Origin of the sequence: Chitinophaga sp. GbtcB8 (genome assembly GCF_019091455.1) — a bacterium.
Lineage (GTDB): Bacteria > Bacteroidota > Bacteroidia > Chitinophagales > Chitinophagaceae > Chitinophaga.
In genome coordinates, this window is record NZ_JAGXJN010000011.1 from 143,950 (window position 1) to 162,959 (window position 19,010).

Here is a 19,010-nt window from a genome sequence, read left to right on the forward strand (position 1 = left end):
ATGAGCTTATTCAAAAAAATATTTCGCAAAACACCCAGCTGGATCAGTGAGGAGGAGCGCCTGGCAGTGATAGAACAATCCAGCAAGCAGGTATCACGGGGTGTATTCTTTGCAACCGTGATCATCATCACCTCTTTTTTGCCGGTGTTTATGCTCACCGGGCAGGAGGGCAAGCTGTTTCACCCGCTGGCCTTCACCAAAACATTTATTATGCTGGTGGATGCGGTGCTGGTGATCACTCTGGCGCCCGTGCTCATCTCTTTTTTCATGAAGGGAAAGTTCCGGCCGGATAATGCCAACCCCGTAAACCGCCTGCTGGAAAAGATCTACGAGCCGGTGATCCGTTGGGTGCTGCGCTGGCGTAAGACCACGCTGGCCATTAACATCCTGGCCCTTATTATTTCCATTCCCTTATTAAAAAGTTTGGGTACGGAATTTATGCCGCCGCTGGATGAGCAAAGCATCCTGTTTATGCCGGTAACCTTACCGGATGTAAGCAATGCAGAAGCCAAACGTTTGCTGCAGGTGCAGGACAGGATCATACGCACGGTGCCGGAAGTAGATAAAGTACTGGGAAAGGCCGGCCGCGCCAGCACAGCCACAGACAATGCGCCCATCAGCATGATAGAAACCATCATCATGCTTAAACCTAAATCACAGTGGCGCAAAGGGTTTACTAAAAAAGATATCATCAACGAGCTGGATAACAAGCTGCAGATCCCCGGCGTAGTAAATGGCTGGACGCAGCCCATCATTAACCGCATTAACATGCTGGCCACCGGCGTGCGTACAGATGTAGGCATTAAAGTGTTCGGGCAAAACCTGGATACCATTGCAGCCGTATCAGCAAAGGTAAAACAGGCGCTGGAAGGCACCCCCGGTGTGCAGGACCTGTATGTGGAACCGGTTACCGGCGGTAAATATTTAGCTATTAACGTAAAGCGGGATGCCCTGTCCCGCTATGGCTTAAGTGTGGATGATGTGAACCAAACAGTAGAAGTAGCCCTGGGCGGCGCACCCATTGGTAACACCATTGAAGGCCGCCGCCGTTTCTCCATCAGTGTACGGCTGGCGCAGGATTTCAGGAACAGCGTAGCGCAGATCCAGCGTATTCCATTACGCTCTCCTGCCTTTGGTGAAATTCCATTAAGCGAGGTAGCGGATGTGCAGTTTGAAGACGGTCCGCCCATGATCACTTCTGAAAATGCCATTCTGCGCGGAGCCGTAATGTTCAATGTACGCGGCCGCGACCTGGGCAGCACCGTAAAAGAAGCCATTGATAAGATCAACAGTGAAAAGAAAATATTGCCGGCCGGTTATTTCCTGGAATGGAGCGGGCAGTATGAAAACCTTATCCGCGGTAAGCAAACCCTGATGTGGATAGCGCCGGTAGTGTTGATCATCATTTTCTTCTCACTGTATTTCGCTTTCCACTCCATCCGCGAAGCTTTCCTGAGCCTCATTACCGTGCCTTTTGCGCTGGTAGGCGGCGCTTATATTATTTACGCCTGGGGGGTAAATCTTTCAGTAGCGGTGGCAGTAGGTTTTATAGCCTTGTTTGGCATTGCAGTGGAAACCGGCATTGTAATGGTCATTTACCTGAACGATGCCATGCAGCAGTTAGTAAAACTAAAAGGCAATAACATTACCAAAGAAGACCTGCGGGAGTATGTAGTAGCCGGTGCCGCCAGGCGTTTACGGCCTAAGCTAATGACGGTATGCGTATCGCTGTTTGGGTTAGTACCGGTATTGTGGGCCTCTGGTGTGGGTACGGATGTAATGCAGCCTATTGTGCTGCCTATGATAGGCGGGGTGCTTACCTCCTCCACACACATTTTGCTGGTAACGCCCCTCATTTTTTTAATAACAAAAGAATATGAATTACGCAAATACGGTAAACTGGAAGTATATGCTACGCAACATTAGAACAGCGCTGTTATTCCTGTGCGGGTTGCCGTTATCAGCAGCAGCACAGCAGCCGCCGGTGTTATCGCTGGATACCATTTTGCAGCGCATAGAACGTAATAATGTAAAGCTGGATGTGTATGCGCTCAGGGCAGCCTCTTATGAATACAGCGCCAAAGCCGCTACGGCCTGGATGGCGCCCATGGTAGGCGTGGGTACCTTCATGACGCCTTACCCCGGTGCAAAGACCATGAGCCCTGCAGAAAAAGGCTCGCTGATGTTCCAGCTGGAACAGGATATTCCCAACACGTCCAAGCTGCAGGCAAAAAAACGTTATATCGAATCACAGGGGAATATTGAAAAAGCCAGCCGGGAAGTAACCTTAAACGAGCTGAAGGCAGAAGCCAAACGCCTGTACTACACCTGGATTATAGCCACTGCCCGCATACGGGTACTGGAGCAGAACCAGCAGATCATGGAAACCATGAAAAAGATAGCAGAGGTACGCTACCCCTATAATCAATCACAGCTGGGTAGCATTTATAAAGCAGAAGGCCGTGTGGCAGAGAACCATAACATGATGCATATGCAGGAGGGGCTGATTGATAAGGCACGGGCATGGCTCAACGCTTTAATGAACCGGCCGGGCACAGAGGCTTTTGATATTGATACTACCCTGGCGCCGGCCTTTATACCAGCTGCTACCTACGACACCGCCACACTGGCCGCCTCCCGCAAAGATGTACAGAAAATGGATGCCGGCATCCAGTCCATGCAGCTGAATATTGATGCTATGAAGCTGGGCAAACGCCCTGATTTCAGGTTCCGCTTTGATCATATGCAGCCCCTGGGCACGGGTATGCCAAGGGCTTACAGCGTAATGGGAATGGTAAGCATTCCCATTGCACCCTGGGCTTCCAAAATGTATAAGAATGAAGTAAAGGCCATGGAGCTCAATGTACAATCTATGGAAAAAGAAAAGGCCGGTATGCTGCAGGAAACACAGGGCATGCTGTATGGTATGGAAGCTGAAATTGTATCCATGCAGGAGCACATCCATGCCACGGAAAACAAGATACTGCCCACTTTACAGCGTACGCTGGATGCAGATTTTCAAACTTACCAGGAAAATAAGCTGGAGCTGCCGGTGATCATTGATGCCTGGGAAGCGCTTACCATGGCCCAATCCGACCTGCTGAATGAAAAATTGAAGTACTATGAAATGATAGTAGCATATGAAAAAGAATTATATCGTTAACATATTCCTTGGTATAACACTGCTGTTAGCAGCCTGCAAACAGCATAAGCCACAGCCGGCACATGACCATGCTGCCATGGAGCACGGTTATACCGTAGATAGCAGCCTGGCGCCGCTGCTGCAGCCGGTAAATGAGCAGGTAGTGGCGCAGATCAGCTCCATACAGCCGGAACAGCGGGAGGGAAGCATTACCAAAGAGATCCAGGGTACTGTAACCTACGATACGCGCAGTGAAACCAGCATTGCCAGCCGGGTAGCAGGCCGCATAGAAAAGCTATATATCAAGTATAATTACCAGCCGGTAAAAAAAGGCCAGCTGATTATGGAGGTATATTCCCCGGACCTGGTGGCCGCACAGCGGGAATTGCTGTTTATACAGGATGGGGGCGATAACCCTGCTTTGCTGAATGGCGCCAGGCAACGTTTATTGCTGCTGGGCATGACGGCACAGCAAATAGAACAGGTGATCCGTACCAAACAGCCGCTGTACCGGGTTTCAGTTTATAGTAACGCTAATGGTTATATTATAGATAAGGCAGCGTCCACACCGGTTGTTGCAACCGCATCTGCACCAGCAGGTGGCGATGGCATGGGAGGGATGAATACAACGCCGGCTGCACCTGCCGCCAGTACAACCACTTCACCGGTGTTATTAAGAGAGGGGCAATATGTAAGCGCCGGTCAAAATTTATTTACCCTTTACAAAGCAGATAAGCTGGTAGGCGAGTTTGCCCTGGAACCCGCCACCGCAGCACTGGTACGGAAAGGTCAGTCTTTATCCATACAAGGCAATAATGATCAAACTATTACCGGTACCATTGGCCTGGTGCAACCTGTTTTCCGTAACGGGGAAAATTTTACGCTGGTACGGGTATACCTGCAGGGACAGCCCTTTAGCGCCGGCGCCTTACTGAAAGCCAGTATTCCCCTGGCGGTAAAAAAAGCCTGGTGGCTGCCGGAAGCAGCGGTGTTGCAGCTGGGCCGGCAATCCGTAGTATTTAAAAAGGAAGGAACGGTTTATAAACCCATTTCCATTGTTACGGGTGTTAAAGCCAACGGGCGTATACAGGTGCCCGATAGTATTGCCGGCTGGAACATAGCCCGTAATGCTTATTACCTGGTAGATAGTGAAAGTTTTATTAAAGCAGCTGCTACAAACAAATAACATGAAAAGGAAACACTTTATCAGTTTAATAGCGCTCCTGCTGTTCTTCACAGCCTGCGGTACAAAAAAAACGGCCGATGCCGGTAAGGCACAAGCCTATACCTGCCCTATGCATCCGCAAATTGTGCAGCACGGGCCGGGCGCTTGTCCCATTTGCGGCATGGACCTGGTGCCGGCAAGTGAAATGAATAATAAACAGGAGCTGATGCTGAATGAAAGTCAGATTGCATTAGCCAACATCACTACCCTGGAAATAGGCAACAGCAACCTGGATAATTACAAGCGTTTGAATGGCAAGCTGGCCATAGACCCGCAGCGCACAGTATACATCAGCAGCCGGGTAGGGGGCCGTATAGAACAGCTGTATGTAAAGGAAACCGGCGTACCGGTACATAAAGGCCAGCCCCTGTACAAAATATATTCTGAACAATTGGCCGGTCTGCAGCAGGAATACCTGATTGCCGCCGCACAAACCGCGGCTTTCCCGGACAATGCCCGCTTTAAACAGATTGAAGCAGCCGCCCGCCAAAAGCTGCTGTTATACGATGTAACTGCACATACCCTTGACCAGCTGAAACAGCAAAAGAAAACAGATCCCTACATTACCTACACCGCTGCCGTAAATGGGGTAGTGGCAGCCTTACCGGTAAGCGAAGGCCAGTATGTAGCAGAAGGCAACACTGTTATGCAGCTGGAAAATTACGATGCCCTGTGGGTAGAAGCAGATGTATACCCCGCGGAGCTGAGCCAGGTGAGCATAGGTAAAAAGGTAAAAGTAGCGGTTAGCGGTTGGGAAAACCAGCCCCTGGATATGCAGGTGGATTTTATTACACCTGCCCTGCAAACCGGCACACAGCTGGCGCAGGTAAGGGGTACCATTCCCAATACAGGGCATCAATGGCAGCCCGGTATGCAGGCCAATATTTACCTGCCTGCTGCCAGCAGCAGCAATGTGCTGACCTTACCGGTAAATGCCGTGATCCGCGACCAGAAAGGTACGCACGTATGGCTTAAAAAGGGAGGCAACCGTTTTGTACCCCGTATAATAAAAACCGGAACAGAGAACGCTGACCAGGTAGAGATCACAGAAGGCTTGCAGGCTGGCGATGCAGTAGTAGTAACCGGCGCTTACCTGCTGTACAGTGAGTATGTGCTGAAAAAAGGCGCAGATCCATTATCGCATAATACACACAAACACTAATTTTTTTAACAGATAAACCATTTGATGTATGCTTAAACAAACTTTGAAAGTACTGGCTCTTAGCTTACTGGCCGCCTGCGGCAACAATGCGGAAAACAAAACAGCGGATAATGCGGAAGATCAATCTACCGTAACAGTAGCAGCCGCGCCCGTAAAATTAAAAGATGAAAAAGTGAATAACGTGTACCAGCATTACGTGCACCTCACCACCGCCTTAGTGAACAGCGACAGCACCGAAGCTAAGAACGCCGGCGCGGCCATTGAAGCAGGCGCTAAAGAATTGCCCGGTGCAGATAGTATCCTTGCCAATGCGAAAAGGATAGCGCAGTCATCTTCCCTGGAAGAGCAGCGGCAGCAATACATCAGCTTAAGTACTGCCGTAATTGCACTGGTACGGTCAACCGGTGTAAGCAGCGGGGAATTGTATGTGGATTATTGTCCCATGGCTAACAATGAAAAAGGCGCCAGCTGGTTATCATCCAGCAAAGACATTAAAAATCCCTATTTCGGTGATGAAATGCTTACGTGTGGAGAGGTGAAGGAAACGATTAAATAATGTGCAGATGATAAATGTGCAGATGTGCGGATGAAGTATGCAGCGAAGATCGGGGCAATCCATTTGCACATCTGCATATCTGCACATCTACACATCTTTTGTGATCTCTTTCGAGATCTCAGCCCTGGTCTTCGGCAGGCTCTCCGGGTATTTTTCCTGCACAAAAGCAATCATACGCTCTCTTAAAAAACAGCGCAGGTCAAACGCCTGCCCGGAGTTCACAGCACTGATCAGCAAACGTACTTCCATGGTACGGTCCGTAGCATTGGTTATCTGCATTACCTTTACCCGCTTATCCCATAGGGGATGATCTTCCACCAGCCGGAAAAATTCTTCCCGCAAAGCATCCACCGGTGCAGAATAATCGAGGTATAGGAACACGGTGCCCAATATGGCCGATCCTGTGCGGGTCCAGTTCTGAAAAGGTTTTTCAATAAAATAGTTAATAGGTAATATCAGCTTACGCTGATCCCAGATCCCCAGCACTACATAGGTGAGCGTAATTTCTTCTACACGCCCCCATTCATTTTCCACGATCAGTACATCATCAATACGGATAGGCTGGGTAAAAGCGATCTGCAATCCCGCCAGGAAATTACCCAGCGACCGCTGCGCGGCAAAACCTACAATAATACCACCCACACCAACACCGGTTAGCAGGCCGGTACCAATTTTACGCAGGCTGTCAAAGCTCAGTAATACTGCGCACAACACTAATATTATAATAATGGTCACGGCTATTTTTCGTAAGAACTGCAGCTGTGTACGGATCTTGCGTTCCCGCAGGTTATTGGCCTTGCGCAGGTCATAGGCATGTACAATGTAATCCTCAAAAACTTTAACAATTCCTATCAGCACATACCCAAACGTGATAATCAAAAGCACCTCTACCGTGGAGCTCAATAGCTTTAGCTGTTTGGGCTGAAGGTCCATAAGCGGCATCATCATGTCTAAAACCAGTACCGGTAAAAAGAAGTTAACGGGCCGGCCTAAACGTTTTACAATAGAACGCATCATGGAATAATCTTCCACAGGCGTTTTGGTGGTCTTGTGTATGAACAGCGCCAGTAACCACTTAATAATATAACCGGTAATAAGTGCACAGGCCGCTAGTATAATGTTACCAATAAAAGGCGGTAAATGGCTGAGTTGACGTTGTATTAATTCAAGCATGCGTGTAAAGGTACAAACGATCTCCTTTTTTCAAAACAATTGAATGGTATAGTGTTTGTGCCGCATTCATAAAATGTAGCACTATGGGAAATGTACGCATGCGCCACCCCAACCGTAATACGGCAAAAGGTGAGCAGGAGGAACAAACAGCACAGCAGAAATCGCAGAACACCTATAAGCCAGGCGTAGTAATTCAGGCAGAACCATTACCGGCCACCCTGGATAGAAATGGCTTTAAAGACCTGGCCCAATACAGGGCAGATCCCTGCATTACCTTATACATACCTACCCACCGTTCCGGTATGGAAGTAAATGAACGGCAGGATGCTATTTTGTTTAAACAATTACTGCAGCAGGTACAGCAGCAGCTGGTACAAAAAGGTTTATCGGCTGATAAAATAGGATCTTTATTAAAGCCAGGTTTTGATCTGTACCACGATGAAATTTTTTGGCGGAGCCAGCAACGCGGCTTAGGCGTATTCATTGCAGATAACTATTTTAAGTATATCCAGTTGCCTTTTGAAGTAGGGCAGCAATGTTATATCAATCACTCTTTTCATACCAGTGCATTATTACCACTGTTAAACAGCAAAGAACAGTTTTATTTGCTGGTGCTGAGCAAGCACAAAGCCACCTTGTATGAGGCAGACACTTTTGGCATGCATAAGGTAGAGGTAGAAGGTATGCCGGATGGTATGTCTGATGTGATACACTTTGAGGAAAAAGATGATCAGCAGCTGTTCCGCACCGGTGGCTCCGGGGCAGGACATGGCGCAAACTATCATGGCATGGGCTCCGGTACGCCGGATGATAAGGCCAACATTTCCATGTACCTGGATGAGGTGGAGGAAACCATCTGGAAAGAAGTATTATCTACCAAACATATACCCCTGATGCTGGCAGCAGTGGATTACATTATTCCCATCTTTAAAAAGCGTACAAAATATAAACATATTGTTGAAGAAACGCTCACTGGCAACTATGAGCATGAAAGCATACCGGTGTTGTATGAAAAGGCCCGGGAAAAAATGCAGCCTCATTTTAAACAGCATCAGCAGCAGGTCTTAGAGCGTTATGCCAATAACAGCACCAACGGCAATACCTCCTCTATTCCGGCAGATGTGATCCCCGCCTGTTATTATTCCCAGGCAGATGTGCTGTTTGTAGAAAAAGGTGCGCAATTATGGGGAACATTTAATGAGCAGGATAACCAGTTAACCCTGCATAATACCGAACAGCAGGGCGATGAATGCCTGGTAAATGCCGCTGCCGCCAAAGCGGTGGAAACCGGCGCGGAAGTATTTATTCTAAATAAGGAAGAAATGCCGGCCAATAGTGCCCTGGCAGCTATAATGCGCTATTAGTACATGCATATAGATTAGGGATGGCCGGTGTTACTGAGTGAACACCGGCTTTTTTTTTATAATTAATTATTAGCTATTTTCGCAGCAGTATGAACCTTTGGAAAAATATCATTAAAAGCCCTACCTGATCCCGCCCGGTTCTGTAACTCCCTTTTTCTTATTACCCAATTATATAAACCGCTCCGCCAGGGAGTAGCGGTCACGTATCTATACTTATAAATATCCACTAACAACAGATCTGACAAACTAAATGAAAACAATTATAGAACCGTTCCGGATCAAATCCGTAGAACCTATTTATTTCACTACCCGTGAAGAACGCATCCGTATCTTAAAAGAAGCGCATTACAATCCCTTCCTCATCCATGCCCGCGATGTGATCATTGACCTCCTTACGGACAGTGGCACCAGCGCCATGAGCAGCGAGCAATGGGCCGGCATAATGCGGGGCGATGAAAGTTATGCAGGCAGCGAAAGTTTTTTCCGCTTTGAAAGCTCTGTACATAATATTACCGGTATGCCCTACATTATACCTACCCACCAGGGCCGGGCTGCAGAAAAAATACTGTTCAGCATTACCGGCGGTAAGGGTAAATATTTTGTGAGCAATACTTTGTTTGATACTACCCGGGCTAATATTGAGTTTTCCGGCGCCACCGGGGTAGACCTTTTATGCGATGAAGGTAAGCAGCCCGCACTGGTAGCGCCTTTTAAGGGTAATATGAACGTAGCCGCCCTGGAACAGTTTATACAGGAAAAAGGCGCAGAAAATATTCCCCTGGTAATAATTACCGTAACCAATAACTCCGGCGGCGGCCAGCCGGTAAGCATGGAAAATGTGAAAGCCGTAAAAGCCGTCTGCAAAAAATATGGGATCCGCCTGTTCATTGATGCCTGCCGTTTTGCGGAGAATTGTTACTTCATAAAAAAACGGGAGCCGGGTTATGCGGATCAGTCCATACTGGCCATTGCGCAGGAGCTGTTCTCCTACGCAGATGGCTGTACGATGAGCGCCAAGAAAGATGCCTTTGCCAATATTGGCGGCTTCCTGGCTATGCACGATGAGCAGCTGGCTATGGAGTGCCGCAACCTGCTGATCATTACAGAAGGTTTTCCCACCTATGGCGGGCTGGCCGGCCGCGACCTGGAAGCCATTGCCATTGGGCTGGAAGAGGTGCTGAAAGAAGATTACCTGCAATACCGCATCCGCAGTATTGAATACATAGGGGAGAAGCTGGATGCAGCGGGTGTGCCATATATTAAACCAACCGGGGGCCATGCAGTGTACCTGGATGCAAAGGCCTTCCTGCCACACATACCGGTACATGAATACCCGGGCCAGGCTTTATGCGGCGCCTTATATACAGAAGGAGGGGTGCGGGGTGTGGAAATAGGCTCCGTAATGTTTGGTAAATATGCGGAGGATGGTTCCCTGCTGCCCGCTGCTATGGAATTAGTGCGGCTGGCTATTCCGCGCCGGGTATACACCCAGAGCCATATTGATTATGTGGCAGAAGTGATCCTGGAAGTATTTAAACAGCGGAATAGCATAAAAGGTTATAGGATCACCTATGAAACGCCGCTGCTGCGGCACTTTATAGCGCATTTTGAACAATTGTAGTTTGTATAAAAGGCGGTCCGCATGGGCCGCCTTCTTTATATAAGACCTTTCTTCCCCAATACACACCAACCCCTTTTCCAGGTACCATAAATAAAAGGACCGCTTTTTGATGGCAGAAGGATATATCCGCTAAAACCGCCTTGAAAAAACTGCCATTTACGTATTTAAAAATAACTACAGGATAAGTTAGATTTCCCCGATTTCTCATTTTTACGGAAAAGGACAACTTAGTTAACGTTTTAACATATTTTAAATCAAATGATTACAAATAGTTTTAAATAAAATTCAATTAAACATTTGTTTAACTTAAACAAACGTTTAACTTTGCATCTGTTTAAATGAATGTTTAAATAGTGAAATAATGGAGGAAGCGATAATGGACTATAATCAAAAACAGTTGCAAATACTGGATACTGCAGAGCGTTTATTTGCCATGCATGGTTTCCATGGTGCTTCTGTAAGAGATATTGCGCAGGAGGCTGATGTGAACATCGCGATGATTTCTTATTACTTCGGATCAAAAGAACGGCTGATAGAAGCAATTTTCCTGAAAAGGGTAATGGATGTAAAGAACGGTTTGGATGAGCTGGTAAAGAACAAAGACCTGGCTCCGCTGGAAAAGATCAACAAGCTGATAGAGCTGTTTGTTGCTAAAATATCCGACCGCCCCTATTTCTGCCGTATTATGGTACGCGCACAGGCCACCCAGGAAGGCGTACCCACAGAGCTGATCCATGAGGTAAAGAAGCAGATGTACGACCTGGTGAAAAAGCTCATCACGGAAGGCCAGAAGAAAGGCGCGTTTTTAGGGGATATTGATACTATGATGATGGTGAACACCTTAGTAGGCACCAGTAACCATGTGATTATTTCCCAGAACTTCCTGAAAAAAGTATGGAACCAGGAAGCAATATCGGAAGATAAATTCCGTCAACAGTTAAAAGAAAGAGTAAGCAACCATTTGAAAAAATTATTTAAAGTAGTATTAACAGATGAACGCTAAGAGCAAATACAGATCGTTATGGATGTTGGTGCTGCCGCTGTTACTGGCCTTTAGTTTACCCGGCCGGGCGCAGGATGGCAAAGTGCTGACGCTAAAAGATGCCATTGATCTGAGTATTAAAAACAGCAAGCAGTTACGATTAAATCAAACCAAAATTACCTCTGCGCTAAATGCCGTAAAGGATGCCAAGGCAAGGCAGCTGCCGGATGCAAATATCTCCGGTTCTTACCTCAGGGTGAACAAGCCGAATATTGACCTGAAATCAAGCGGCGACAGTAGCGGCGGCGGTAGCAGCTTTGCAGATGTAAACCAGGTGGCTTATGGAATGGCTACCCTTTCCGTACCCCTGTTTTCCGGCTTTAAGATCCAGGCAGCAAAAGAATCTGCCCGTTACCTGGCAGAAGCCGCCAAGCTGGATGCAGACCTGGACCGTGAAGATGTAATTCAGAACACGGTAGCCGCCTACAGCAACTTATATAAGGCAACAGTAGCTGTAAACCTGGTAAGGGAAAACCTGAAACAGCAGGAGCAGCGCACCACCGACTTTTCCAACATGGAAAAGAATGGCATCATGGCCCGCAATGACCTGTTAAAGGCTCAGCTGCAGCAGTCTAACATAGAAGTAGCCTTAACACAGGCAGAAAGTGATCTGAAAATAGCCCGCATCAATATGAATATTATGCTGGGCTTACCGGAAAATACTAACATGGACCTGGATACAACCTTTTTGGCACAGGCAGGTGGCGAGGAAAAAGCAGTAACAGATTGGGAACAAGTCGCACAGCAAAAACGTAAGGACGCCGCCTCCCTGCAGGCCCATGAAAAAGCCGCCTATGCAGGCATTAAATCAGCTAAGGGAGATTATTACCCCTCCCTGGCGCTCACCGGTGGTTATGTAGCCGCCTACATCCCCAACGTTGTAACTGTAACCAATGCAGTGAACGTAGGAGTAGGGCTAAAGTACAACCTGGCCTCCTTATGGAAAACAGGTTCTAAGGTAGATGACGCTAAGAACGAGCTGAGTGCAGTAAAGATCAACGAAGAAATGCTGAACGATCAGATCCATATTCAGGTGAACCAGGCATACGAGAACTATATAGTAAGTCTGAAGAAGATCGGCATGTACGAAAAAGCAATTGAACAGGCAGACGAAAACTACCGCATCACTAAGAACAAACACACCAACGCACTGGCAACTACTACAGATCTGCTGGAAGCAGATGTTGCAGAGCTGCAGGCAAAGCTGAACTACACCTCTGCCCGCGCAGATGCTGTAGTGTCCTACAACAAGCTGTTACAATCAGCCGGTTTACTGGGAGAGAATAAATGAGCGCAAAACAAAAAGTAATTAAAACACAACCATCAATTTCAATTTAAGGTCTTTATGGAAACACAAGTAAATGAAGTAAGATCTACCAGCAATAAAACAGGAAACGCTGCCCCGCAGGAGCAACCTCCTAAAAGGAATATGCGTTTCATCATTATTCTTGCAGTACTGGTGATCGGCGGTGCCATATTTGGTATCAGTAAGTATGTTCATGCATTACATCATGAAGAAACAGACAATGCGCAGATCGATGCAAATGTGAGCCCGGTAATACCCCGTGTAAGCGGTTATGTAACCTCCATACGGGTAAAGGATAACCAGGATGTAAAGAAAGGTGATACCCTGATAGTGCTGGATGATCGTGATCTGCAGATCAAGCTGCAGCAGGCAGAAGCATCCCTGGTAGCTGCACAGGCTAATGTAGGTGTGGCACAGGCCAATACAGAAGCTTCACAGGTAAGCGTTACAACTTCCCGCGCAAATGTAGCAACGGTAAATGCGCAGATAGAAGCTGCCAAAGTAGAAGTATGGCGCGCTTCCCAGGATTATGACCGTTACGCAAACCTGATCAAGGACCACTCTATTACCCAACAGCAATATGAGCAGGCCCTGGCTGCCAAACAAACGGCAGAAAGGCAATTGCAGGTGCTGCAGGAACAGAAGGCATATGCCGCACAGCAAACCAACGGTGTAGCCTCCCAGAGTAATGCTACCGCCCGCCAGATAGCCGCTGTACAGGCAGTGATTAAAGAAAAGGAAGCAGATGTGAACAACGCAAAGCTGAACCTTTCTTACACCGTGATCACTGCACCGGAAGCCGGCCGTGTATCTAAAGTATACGTACAGCCTGGGCAGTATTTACAGGCCGGACAGTCACTGTTCAGCATTGTAACAGACAACTCCGTATGGGTTGTAGCCAACTTTAAGGAAACACAGCTGGATAAAATGAAGGTAGGTCAAAAGGTAAGCGTGCATGTGGATGCTTTCCCGGAAAAAAGCCTGGATGCACATGTATCCTCTTTCTCACCGGCCACCGGCGCCCGTTTTGCGCTGCTGCCCCCGGATAATGCTACCGGTAACTTCGTGAAAGTGGTACAACGCCTGCCCGTGAAGATCGAGTTTGATAACCCGAACGATCCGGTTGTAAAACAGCTGCGCGCGGGTCTGAACGTTGATGTGGACGTACACCTTGACTAATAATCATTAGATAATTTTATGACACAACAGGCATCATTGGTAGAATACGGCGCCCGCCGGGTGATCATCACCATCACAGCTATATTCTGCGCGCTGCTGGAAATAGTGGACACCACTATTGTGAACGTAGCCCTGAATGATATGCGTGGTAATCTGGGCGCAACCATGAGTGAAATAGGATGGGTGGTAACAGCGTATGCCATTGGTAACGTAATTATCATACCCATGACCAGCTGGCTGGCGCAACAATTTGGCCGCCGGAACTATTTTGCCGTATCCATCGTCATGTTTACGGTTGCCTCCTTTTTGTGCGGTAACGCATCCACCCTGTGGGAGCTGGTATTGTTCCGCTTTATACAGGGGGTAGGCGGTGGCGCCCTGCTGGTAACATCACAAACCATTATCACAGAAAGTTACCCGCCTGAAAAACGTGGTATGGCACAGGCCATCTACGGTTTAGGGGTGATCATAGGCCCAACCCTGGGCCCTCCCTTAGGCGGTTATATTATCGATACTTCTGCATGGCCTAATATCTTTTACATCAATATACCCATAGGAATTATAGCCACCTTGTTAACACTGCAGTTTGTGCGTAGTCCCAAATATGCAGAGAAGAAAGCAGCGAATGAAATTGATTGGTGGGGTATTGCTTTCCTGGCAGCCGCAGTAGGAGCGTTGCAATATGTGCTGGAGCGCGGACAGGAAGACGACTGGTTTAATGATTCAGCCATCACCATCTTAACAGTGGTGTCGGTGTTAGGATTTTTCTTTTTCGTTTGGCGGGAATTGGTGTACAAGAATCCAATAGTAGAGCTGCGTGTACTAAAGAATGGGAATTTACGGATCGGAACAATTTTATCGTTTATCATGGGATTTGGCTTATACGGGTCCACCTTCGTTTTACCCCTGTATACACAAGGGTTAATGGGGTGGACCGCCACGCAGTCCGGTTTGCTGATGCTGCCCGCTGCGCTCATGACGGCCTTTATGATGCCGCTGATAGGTAAAATGCTGGAAAAAGGGGTGCCGCAGCCCTACCTGATTGCCGTAGGCATGATCTCGTTTTTCGTTTACAGCTTCTGGGGTTATAAGATTATTTCCCCGGATACCGGTAAGCCTGACTTTTTCTGGATGCTGATCGTACGTGGGGTAGGTTTAGGCCTGCTGTTCATACCTATCACGGCCATGTCGCTCTCCTCGCTGAAAGGGGTGCAGATAGGCCAGGGCGCAGCGTTCACGGGGATGATGCGGCAGCTGGGCGGTTCATTCGGGATTGCATTGATCACTACTTTCGTATCCCGCCGCAATGAGCTGCACCGTATGGACCTGGTAAGTAAGCTGGATACCAATAACCCGGCTGTAATGGACCGGGTGCACAGTATGCAGGCCAATTTTATGCACAAGGGTATGGATGCATCAACCGCGCTGAAAAGCGCCTACCAGTCGCTGGAATACACTGTTATTAAGCAGCAAACCGTGTTGTCTTATATGGATGTGTTCCTGTACCTGGGTATATTGTTCCTGATCTTTGTGCCCATTGTGCTGCTGGTGAAGAGTAATAAAAAAGCAGGAAAATTAGACGCATCAGCCATGCACTAATTAACTCATTATAAAGTTATGTTACTAACAGTGTAACAGTTGTAGGTTTAGGTAAAAGCCGGAATATTCTTGTTCCGGTTTTCTTTTTTTTACTTTTACCCCGCCAGGAATAACAGTGAACCAAATTGTACAACAGAGAGATATGCAATCATCATTTCTAAAAGTCGTTTATACAGGCCTGTTATGCCTGTTAGACGCCGCCATGCAAATACATGCCGCTGCCCTGCCGGACAAAACCGCTATTGACGGCCTGGTGAAACGGGTATTAAAAGAGCAGGCCGCGCATTTTGAAACCGCTTTCATCCCGCAGGAGAACGGGAAGGATGTATTTGAGCTGGAAAGCAGTCATGGTAAAATACTGCTCAAAGGCAGCAATGGCCTTAGCATAGCCAGCGCGCTCAATTACTATTTACATCACTACGCGCATTGCGATATAAGCTGGAACGGCACCAACCTGCAGCTGCCGTTACCCTTGCCGGCGGTGGATACCATCGTACATAAAACCACGCCGTATAAATACCGCTATTACCTGAACTACTGCACTTTTAACTATACCATCAGCTGGTGGAAATGGGAGCGCTGGCAATGGGAAATAGACTGGATGGCGCTGAGCGGTATTAACATGCCCCTGGCGCTTACCGGGCAAAACTCCATCTGGGACCGCGTGTATAAAAGCCTGGGTTTTACAGACAAGGACCTGAGCAACTTTTACAGCGGCCCTACCTATTTTAACTGGTTCTGGATGGGTAACCTGGATGGCTGGGGAGGACCGCTGCCACAGAGTTTTATGAAAGGCCATGAAGCGCTGCAGAAGCAGATCCTGGAAAGGGAACGGTCCCTGGGCATGACACCTGTGCTGCCGGCTTTTACCGGCCACGTGCCACCGGCATTTAAAGATAAGTTTCCCAATGCCAAAGTAAAACGCACTAACTGGGATGCCGGTTTTGATGATGTATACATCCTGGACCCCGGCGATCCGATGTTTGCGGAAATAGGCCGCCGGTTTATGGAAGAGGAGATCCGCACTTTTGGTACAGATCACCTGTACTCTTCTGATACCTTTAATGAAAACCTGCCGCCTACCAATGATTCTGTGTTCCTGCACCAGATCAGTAAAAAAATATACCAGTCTATGGCTGCGGTGGATACGGCTGCTATATGGGTAATGCAGGGCTGGATGTTCCACTACCAGAAAGACTTCTGGCATCCTGCGCAGATCCGGGCTTTAATGACCGCTGCACCGGATGATAAAATGGTGGTGCTGGACCTGTTCAGTGAGAACTATCCTGTTTGGAACCGCACGGAAGCCTATTACGGCAAACAATGGATCTGGTGTATGCTGCAGAACTTTGGCGGCAACATCAGCATGTATGGCCGTATGGATAATGTAGCCAATGATCCGGCTAATGCGCTGCACGATCCATCCGCCAAGAACCTGGTAGGCATTGGCGTAACGCCGGAAGGCATAGAACAGAACCCGGTAATGTACGCGCTGATGCTGGAAAACGTGTGGCGCGATCAGCCCATTGACCTTAACACCTGGCTAAAAGCGTATACCCTTCGCCGTTATGGCAGGCAAAATGATGCAGCAGAAAAGGCCTGGGATATTTTGCATAAAACCGTTTACAGCGGCGGCCTTACAGAAGGGGGGCCGGAAAGTATCTTAACCGGCCGGCCTGGTTTTAAAACAGAAACCACCCGCACTAAAACTATGCTGGCTTACGACCCTGGCGCGTTAATACCTGCCTGGGATCATATGATAGAAGCTGCAGCAGCCCTTAAAAACAGCGATGGTTTCCAGTATGATGTGGTGGATGTAACCCGCCAGGTGCTGGCCAACTATGCGGATTCCCTGCAGCAGCAATTTGCCAGGGCTTATCAGCATAACGATGCGGTGGCCTTTAAAAAATACAGCGGACAGTTCATTGTACTGCTTACTGATATGGACCGCTTACTGGCCACCCGTAAGGATTTCCTGTTAGGCCGGTGGCTGGAAGATGCTAAGGGCTGGGGCGCCACGCCTGCGGAAAAAGCGCTGTTTGAAAAGAATGCCCGCGACCTGGTAACCCTTTGGGGCGATAAGAACAGCGAGCTGCATGAATACTCCAGCCGCCAATGGTCAGGGTTGATCAATAACTTTTATAAAGCCCGCTGGGCGCAGTTCTTCACGTATGTAAATGCCTGTATGCAACAGCACAAACCTGTTGATGAAAAGTATTTTGATGAAAAAATGAAGGATTGGGAATGGCAATGGGTAAATGCGCATGAGCTATATACTGCAACACCCAAAGGCAACGCAGTAGCCACTGCAAAAGAGCTGTACACGAAATATAACGCGGTGATAAAAGCCACCTACAATTAATTATTAATTACAAGGTCTGGGCGGTCTATCCGCCCAGACCACCCAGCATGCTGAATAAAATAACGCCCAGAACAATAAGGGTAATTACAATATATAGGTAGTCTTTTTCAACCGTGAACGCAAATACGGAGAACAGGATGCGGGCAATAGGAGTGGCAATCAGCAGCACTACGCCCAGCTGAATAATTTCACGCCCATGACCCAGGAATACGCCGCGCATAATAGCGGGCAGGTTATCCCAGCGGTTGTTAGGCCCTGCAAAATCACGGTATTCCGGTATTTCATGCCCATGCCGCATAATGTAAATGATACCGCCTGCCAGTACTACTATGCTGGACAGTATTACGCCATAGCGCAGCAGCGTGCCCAGTAAAACTTCCACATCTTTATCTTCCCAGTATTTTCGGGATAACAATCGCTTCATGCGTTATAATTTTCCGGTAACACCGTTATAGATCATTTGTAATGCCAGCAGCGCTATCACCACGCCAAACACAACACGCAGCATTTTGGTATTTGCCTTTGCTAATATCTTAGTGCCGCCCAATGCCCCTGCCAGCACACCCAGCACCACCGGCAGGCATAACCCGGGATCAATGTAACCCCGCTTCAAATACACAACTGCGCTGGCAGCAGCCGTTACGCCTATCATGAAGTTGCTGGTAGTGGTAGACACTTTAAACGGCACCTTCATCATATTATCCATAGCCAGCACTTTTAACGCGCCGGAGCCAATGCCCAGCAAGCCGGATAATACGCCGGCCAGCGTCATCATCAGGTAACCGCCGGGCACATGCCGTACTTTATAATTCACTATACCTTCAGGGGTAGGGTACTGGCCATTGAGGCGCAGCTGCTGCGCCAGCTGGCTTTTATCAGCTGTTTCCAGGTGATTGCCTTTAGGCCGGATGGATAAGAAAGCGGAGATAATGAGCACCAGTCCAAAAATAACCGCCACTACGTTGGTGGGCATATACACCGCCAGCAAGGCCCCGGCCACTGCGCCGGTAGTAGTGGCAATTTCCAGGAACATACCCAGGCGTATATTGGTAATACCTTCTTTTACATAGGCGGATGCTGAACCGGAGGAGGTAGCAATGGCCGCAATAAGGGCGGTGCCAATTGCATAACGGATGTCGGTATGGAATACAAGCGTCAGCAAAGGAATAATTACTACGCCGCCACCCAGGCCGGTAAGAGACCCCAGCAAGCCCGCCAGGAAAGCCCCACCCAGGAGTATTAGCGTAAAAGTTAAAATGGTCATGGTTGGTCCATCAGT

15 protein-coding genes are annotated in these 19,010 nt (G+C 48.1%); 12 read left to right on the forward strand and 3 right to left on the reverse strand.

What is annotated here, in order from left to right; all coding sequences use genetic code 11:
- Genes KVT36_RS12660 through KVT36_RS12680 form a run of 5 tightly spaced genes read left to right on the forward strand, consistent with a single transcriptional unit; the run spans nt 1 to nt 6,085 of the window.
- Complete coding sequence (locus KVT36_RS12660) at nt 1-1,926, forward strand: efflux RND transporter permease subunit (RefSeq protein WP_217603867.1); 1,926 nt, start codon at nt 1-3, stop codon at nt 1,924-1,926.
- Nucleotides 1,910-3,163 (forward strand): TolC family protein, encoded by a 1,254-nt coding sequence (locus tag KVT36_RS12665; protein ID WP_217603868.1) that lies wholly within the window; start codon nt 1,910-1,912, stop codon nt 3,161-3,163. The genes KVT36_RS12660 and KVT36_RS12665 overlap by 17 nt, the downstream gene beginning before the upstream one ends.
- Complete coding sequence (locus KVT36_RS12670; RefSeq protein WP_217603869.1) at nt 3,141-4,328, forward strand: efflux RND transporter periplasmic adaptor subunit; 1,188 nt, start codon at nt 3,141-3,143, stop codon at nt 4,326-4,328. The genes KVT36_RS12665 and KVT36_RS12670 overlap by 23 nt, the downstream gene beginning before the upstream one ends.
- Nucleotide 4,329: 1 nt before the next feature.
- Nucleotides 4,330-5,529: an efflux RND transporter periplasmic adaptor subunit gene (locus KVT36_RS12675; RefSeq protein WP_217603870.1), complete on the forward strand. Its 1,200-nt coding sequence runs from the start codon at nt 4,330-4,332 to the stop codon at nt 5,527-5,529.
- A gap of 28 nt (nt 5,530-5,557) precedes the next feature.
- A complete protein-coding gene (locus KVT36_RS12680; protein ID WP_217603871.1) occupies nt 5,558-6,085 on the forward strand; it encodes a DUF3347 domain-containing protein in 528 nt (175 codons plus the stop codon).
- 87 nt (nt 6,086-6,172) lie between these two features.
- Here the strand turns inward: KVT36_RS12680 and KVT36_RS12685 are convergent, their stop codons facing one another.
- Nucleotides 6,173-7,258: a mechanosensitive ion channel family protein gene (locus KVT36_RS12685; RefSeq protein WP_217603872.1), complete on the reverse strand. Its 1,086-nt coding sequence runs from the start codon at nt 7,256-7,258 to the stop codon at nt 6,173-6,175.
- Nucleotides 7,259-7,341: 83 nt separating this feature from the next.
- Here KVT36_RS12685 and KVT36_RS12690 point away from each other — a divergent pair, with 83 nt between their 5' ends.
- The 7 genes from KVT36_RS12690 to KVT36_RS12720 all read left to right on the forward strand — a co-directional run bounded on the left by KVT36_RS12690 (nt 7,342) and on the right by KVT36_RS12720 (nt 17,731).
- Entirely contained in the window at nt 7,342-8,622 is a 1,281-nt protein-coding gene (locus tag KVT36_RS12690) for a hypothetical protein (RefSeq protein ID WP_217603873.1), read from the forward strand.
- A 250-nt stretch (nt 8,623-8,872) separates the two neighbouring features.
- Nucleotides 8,873-10,243, forward strand: a complete 1,371-nt coding sequence (locus KVT36_RS12695; protein ID WP_217603874.1) for a tryptophanase — start codon at nt 8,873-8,875, stop codon at nt 10,241-10,243.
- A gap of 361 nt (nt 10,244-10,604) precedes the next feature.
- On the forward strand, nt 10,605-11,246 hold the full coding sequence (locus tag KVT36_RS12700; RefSeq protein ID WP_217603875.1) for a TetR/AcrR family transcriptional regulator: 642 nt from the start codon (nt 10,605-10,607) through the stop codon (nt 11,244-11,246).
- Nucleotides 11,236-12,576: a TolC family protein gene (locus tag KVT36_RS12705; protein WP_217603876.1), complete on the forward strand. Its 1,341-nt coding sequence runs from the start codon at nt 11,236-11,238 to the stop codon at nt 12,574-12,576. The genes KVT36_RS12700 and KVT36_RS12705 overlap by 11 nt, the downstream gene beginning before the upstream one ends.
- 54 nt (nt 12,577-12,630) lie before the next feature.
- Nucleotides 12,631-13,770, forward strand: coding sequence for an HlyD family secretion protein (locus tag KVT36_RS12710; protein ID WP_217603877.1), 1,140 nt, complete (start codon nt 12,631-12,633; stop codon nt 13,768-13,770).
- Between the two features lie 18 nt (nt 13,771-13,788).
- Nucleotides 13,789-15,369: a DHA2 family efflux MFS transporter permease subunit gene (locus KVT36_RS12715; RefSeq protein WP_217603878.1), complete on the forward strand. Its 1,581-nt coding sequence runs from the start codon at nt 13,789-13,791 to the stop codon at nt 15,367-15,369.
- 142 nt (nt 15,370-15,511) lie between these two features.
- Nucleotides 15,512-17,731, forward strand: coding sequence for an alpha-N-acetylglucosaminidase (locus KVT36_RS12720; protein WP_217603879.1), 2,220 nt, complete (start codon nt 15,512-15,514; stop codon nt 17,729-17,731).
- Nucleotides 17,732-17,756: 25 nt separating this feature from the next.
- Here the strand turns inward: KVT36_RS12720 and KVT36_RS12725 are convergent, their stop codons facing one another.
- Both KVT36_RS12725 and KVT36_RS12730 read right to left on the reverse strand, forming a co-directional pair.
- Entirely contained in the window at nt 17,757-18,155 is a 399-nt protein-coding gene (locus KVT36_RS12725) for a DUF1634 domain-containing protein (protein WP_217603880.1), read from the reverse strand.
- A gap of 3 nt (nt 18,156-18,158) precedes the next feature.
- Nucleotides 18,159-18,995 (reverse strand): sulfite exporter TauE/SafE family protein, encoded by an 837-nt coding sequence (locus tag KVT36_RS12730; protein WP_217603881.1) that lies wholly within the window; start codon nt 18,993-18,995, stop codon nt 18,159-18,161.
- Nucleotides 18,996-19,010 lie beyond the last annotated feature (15 nt).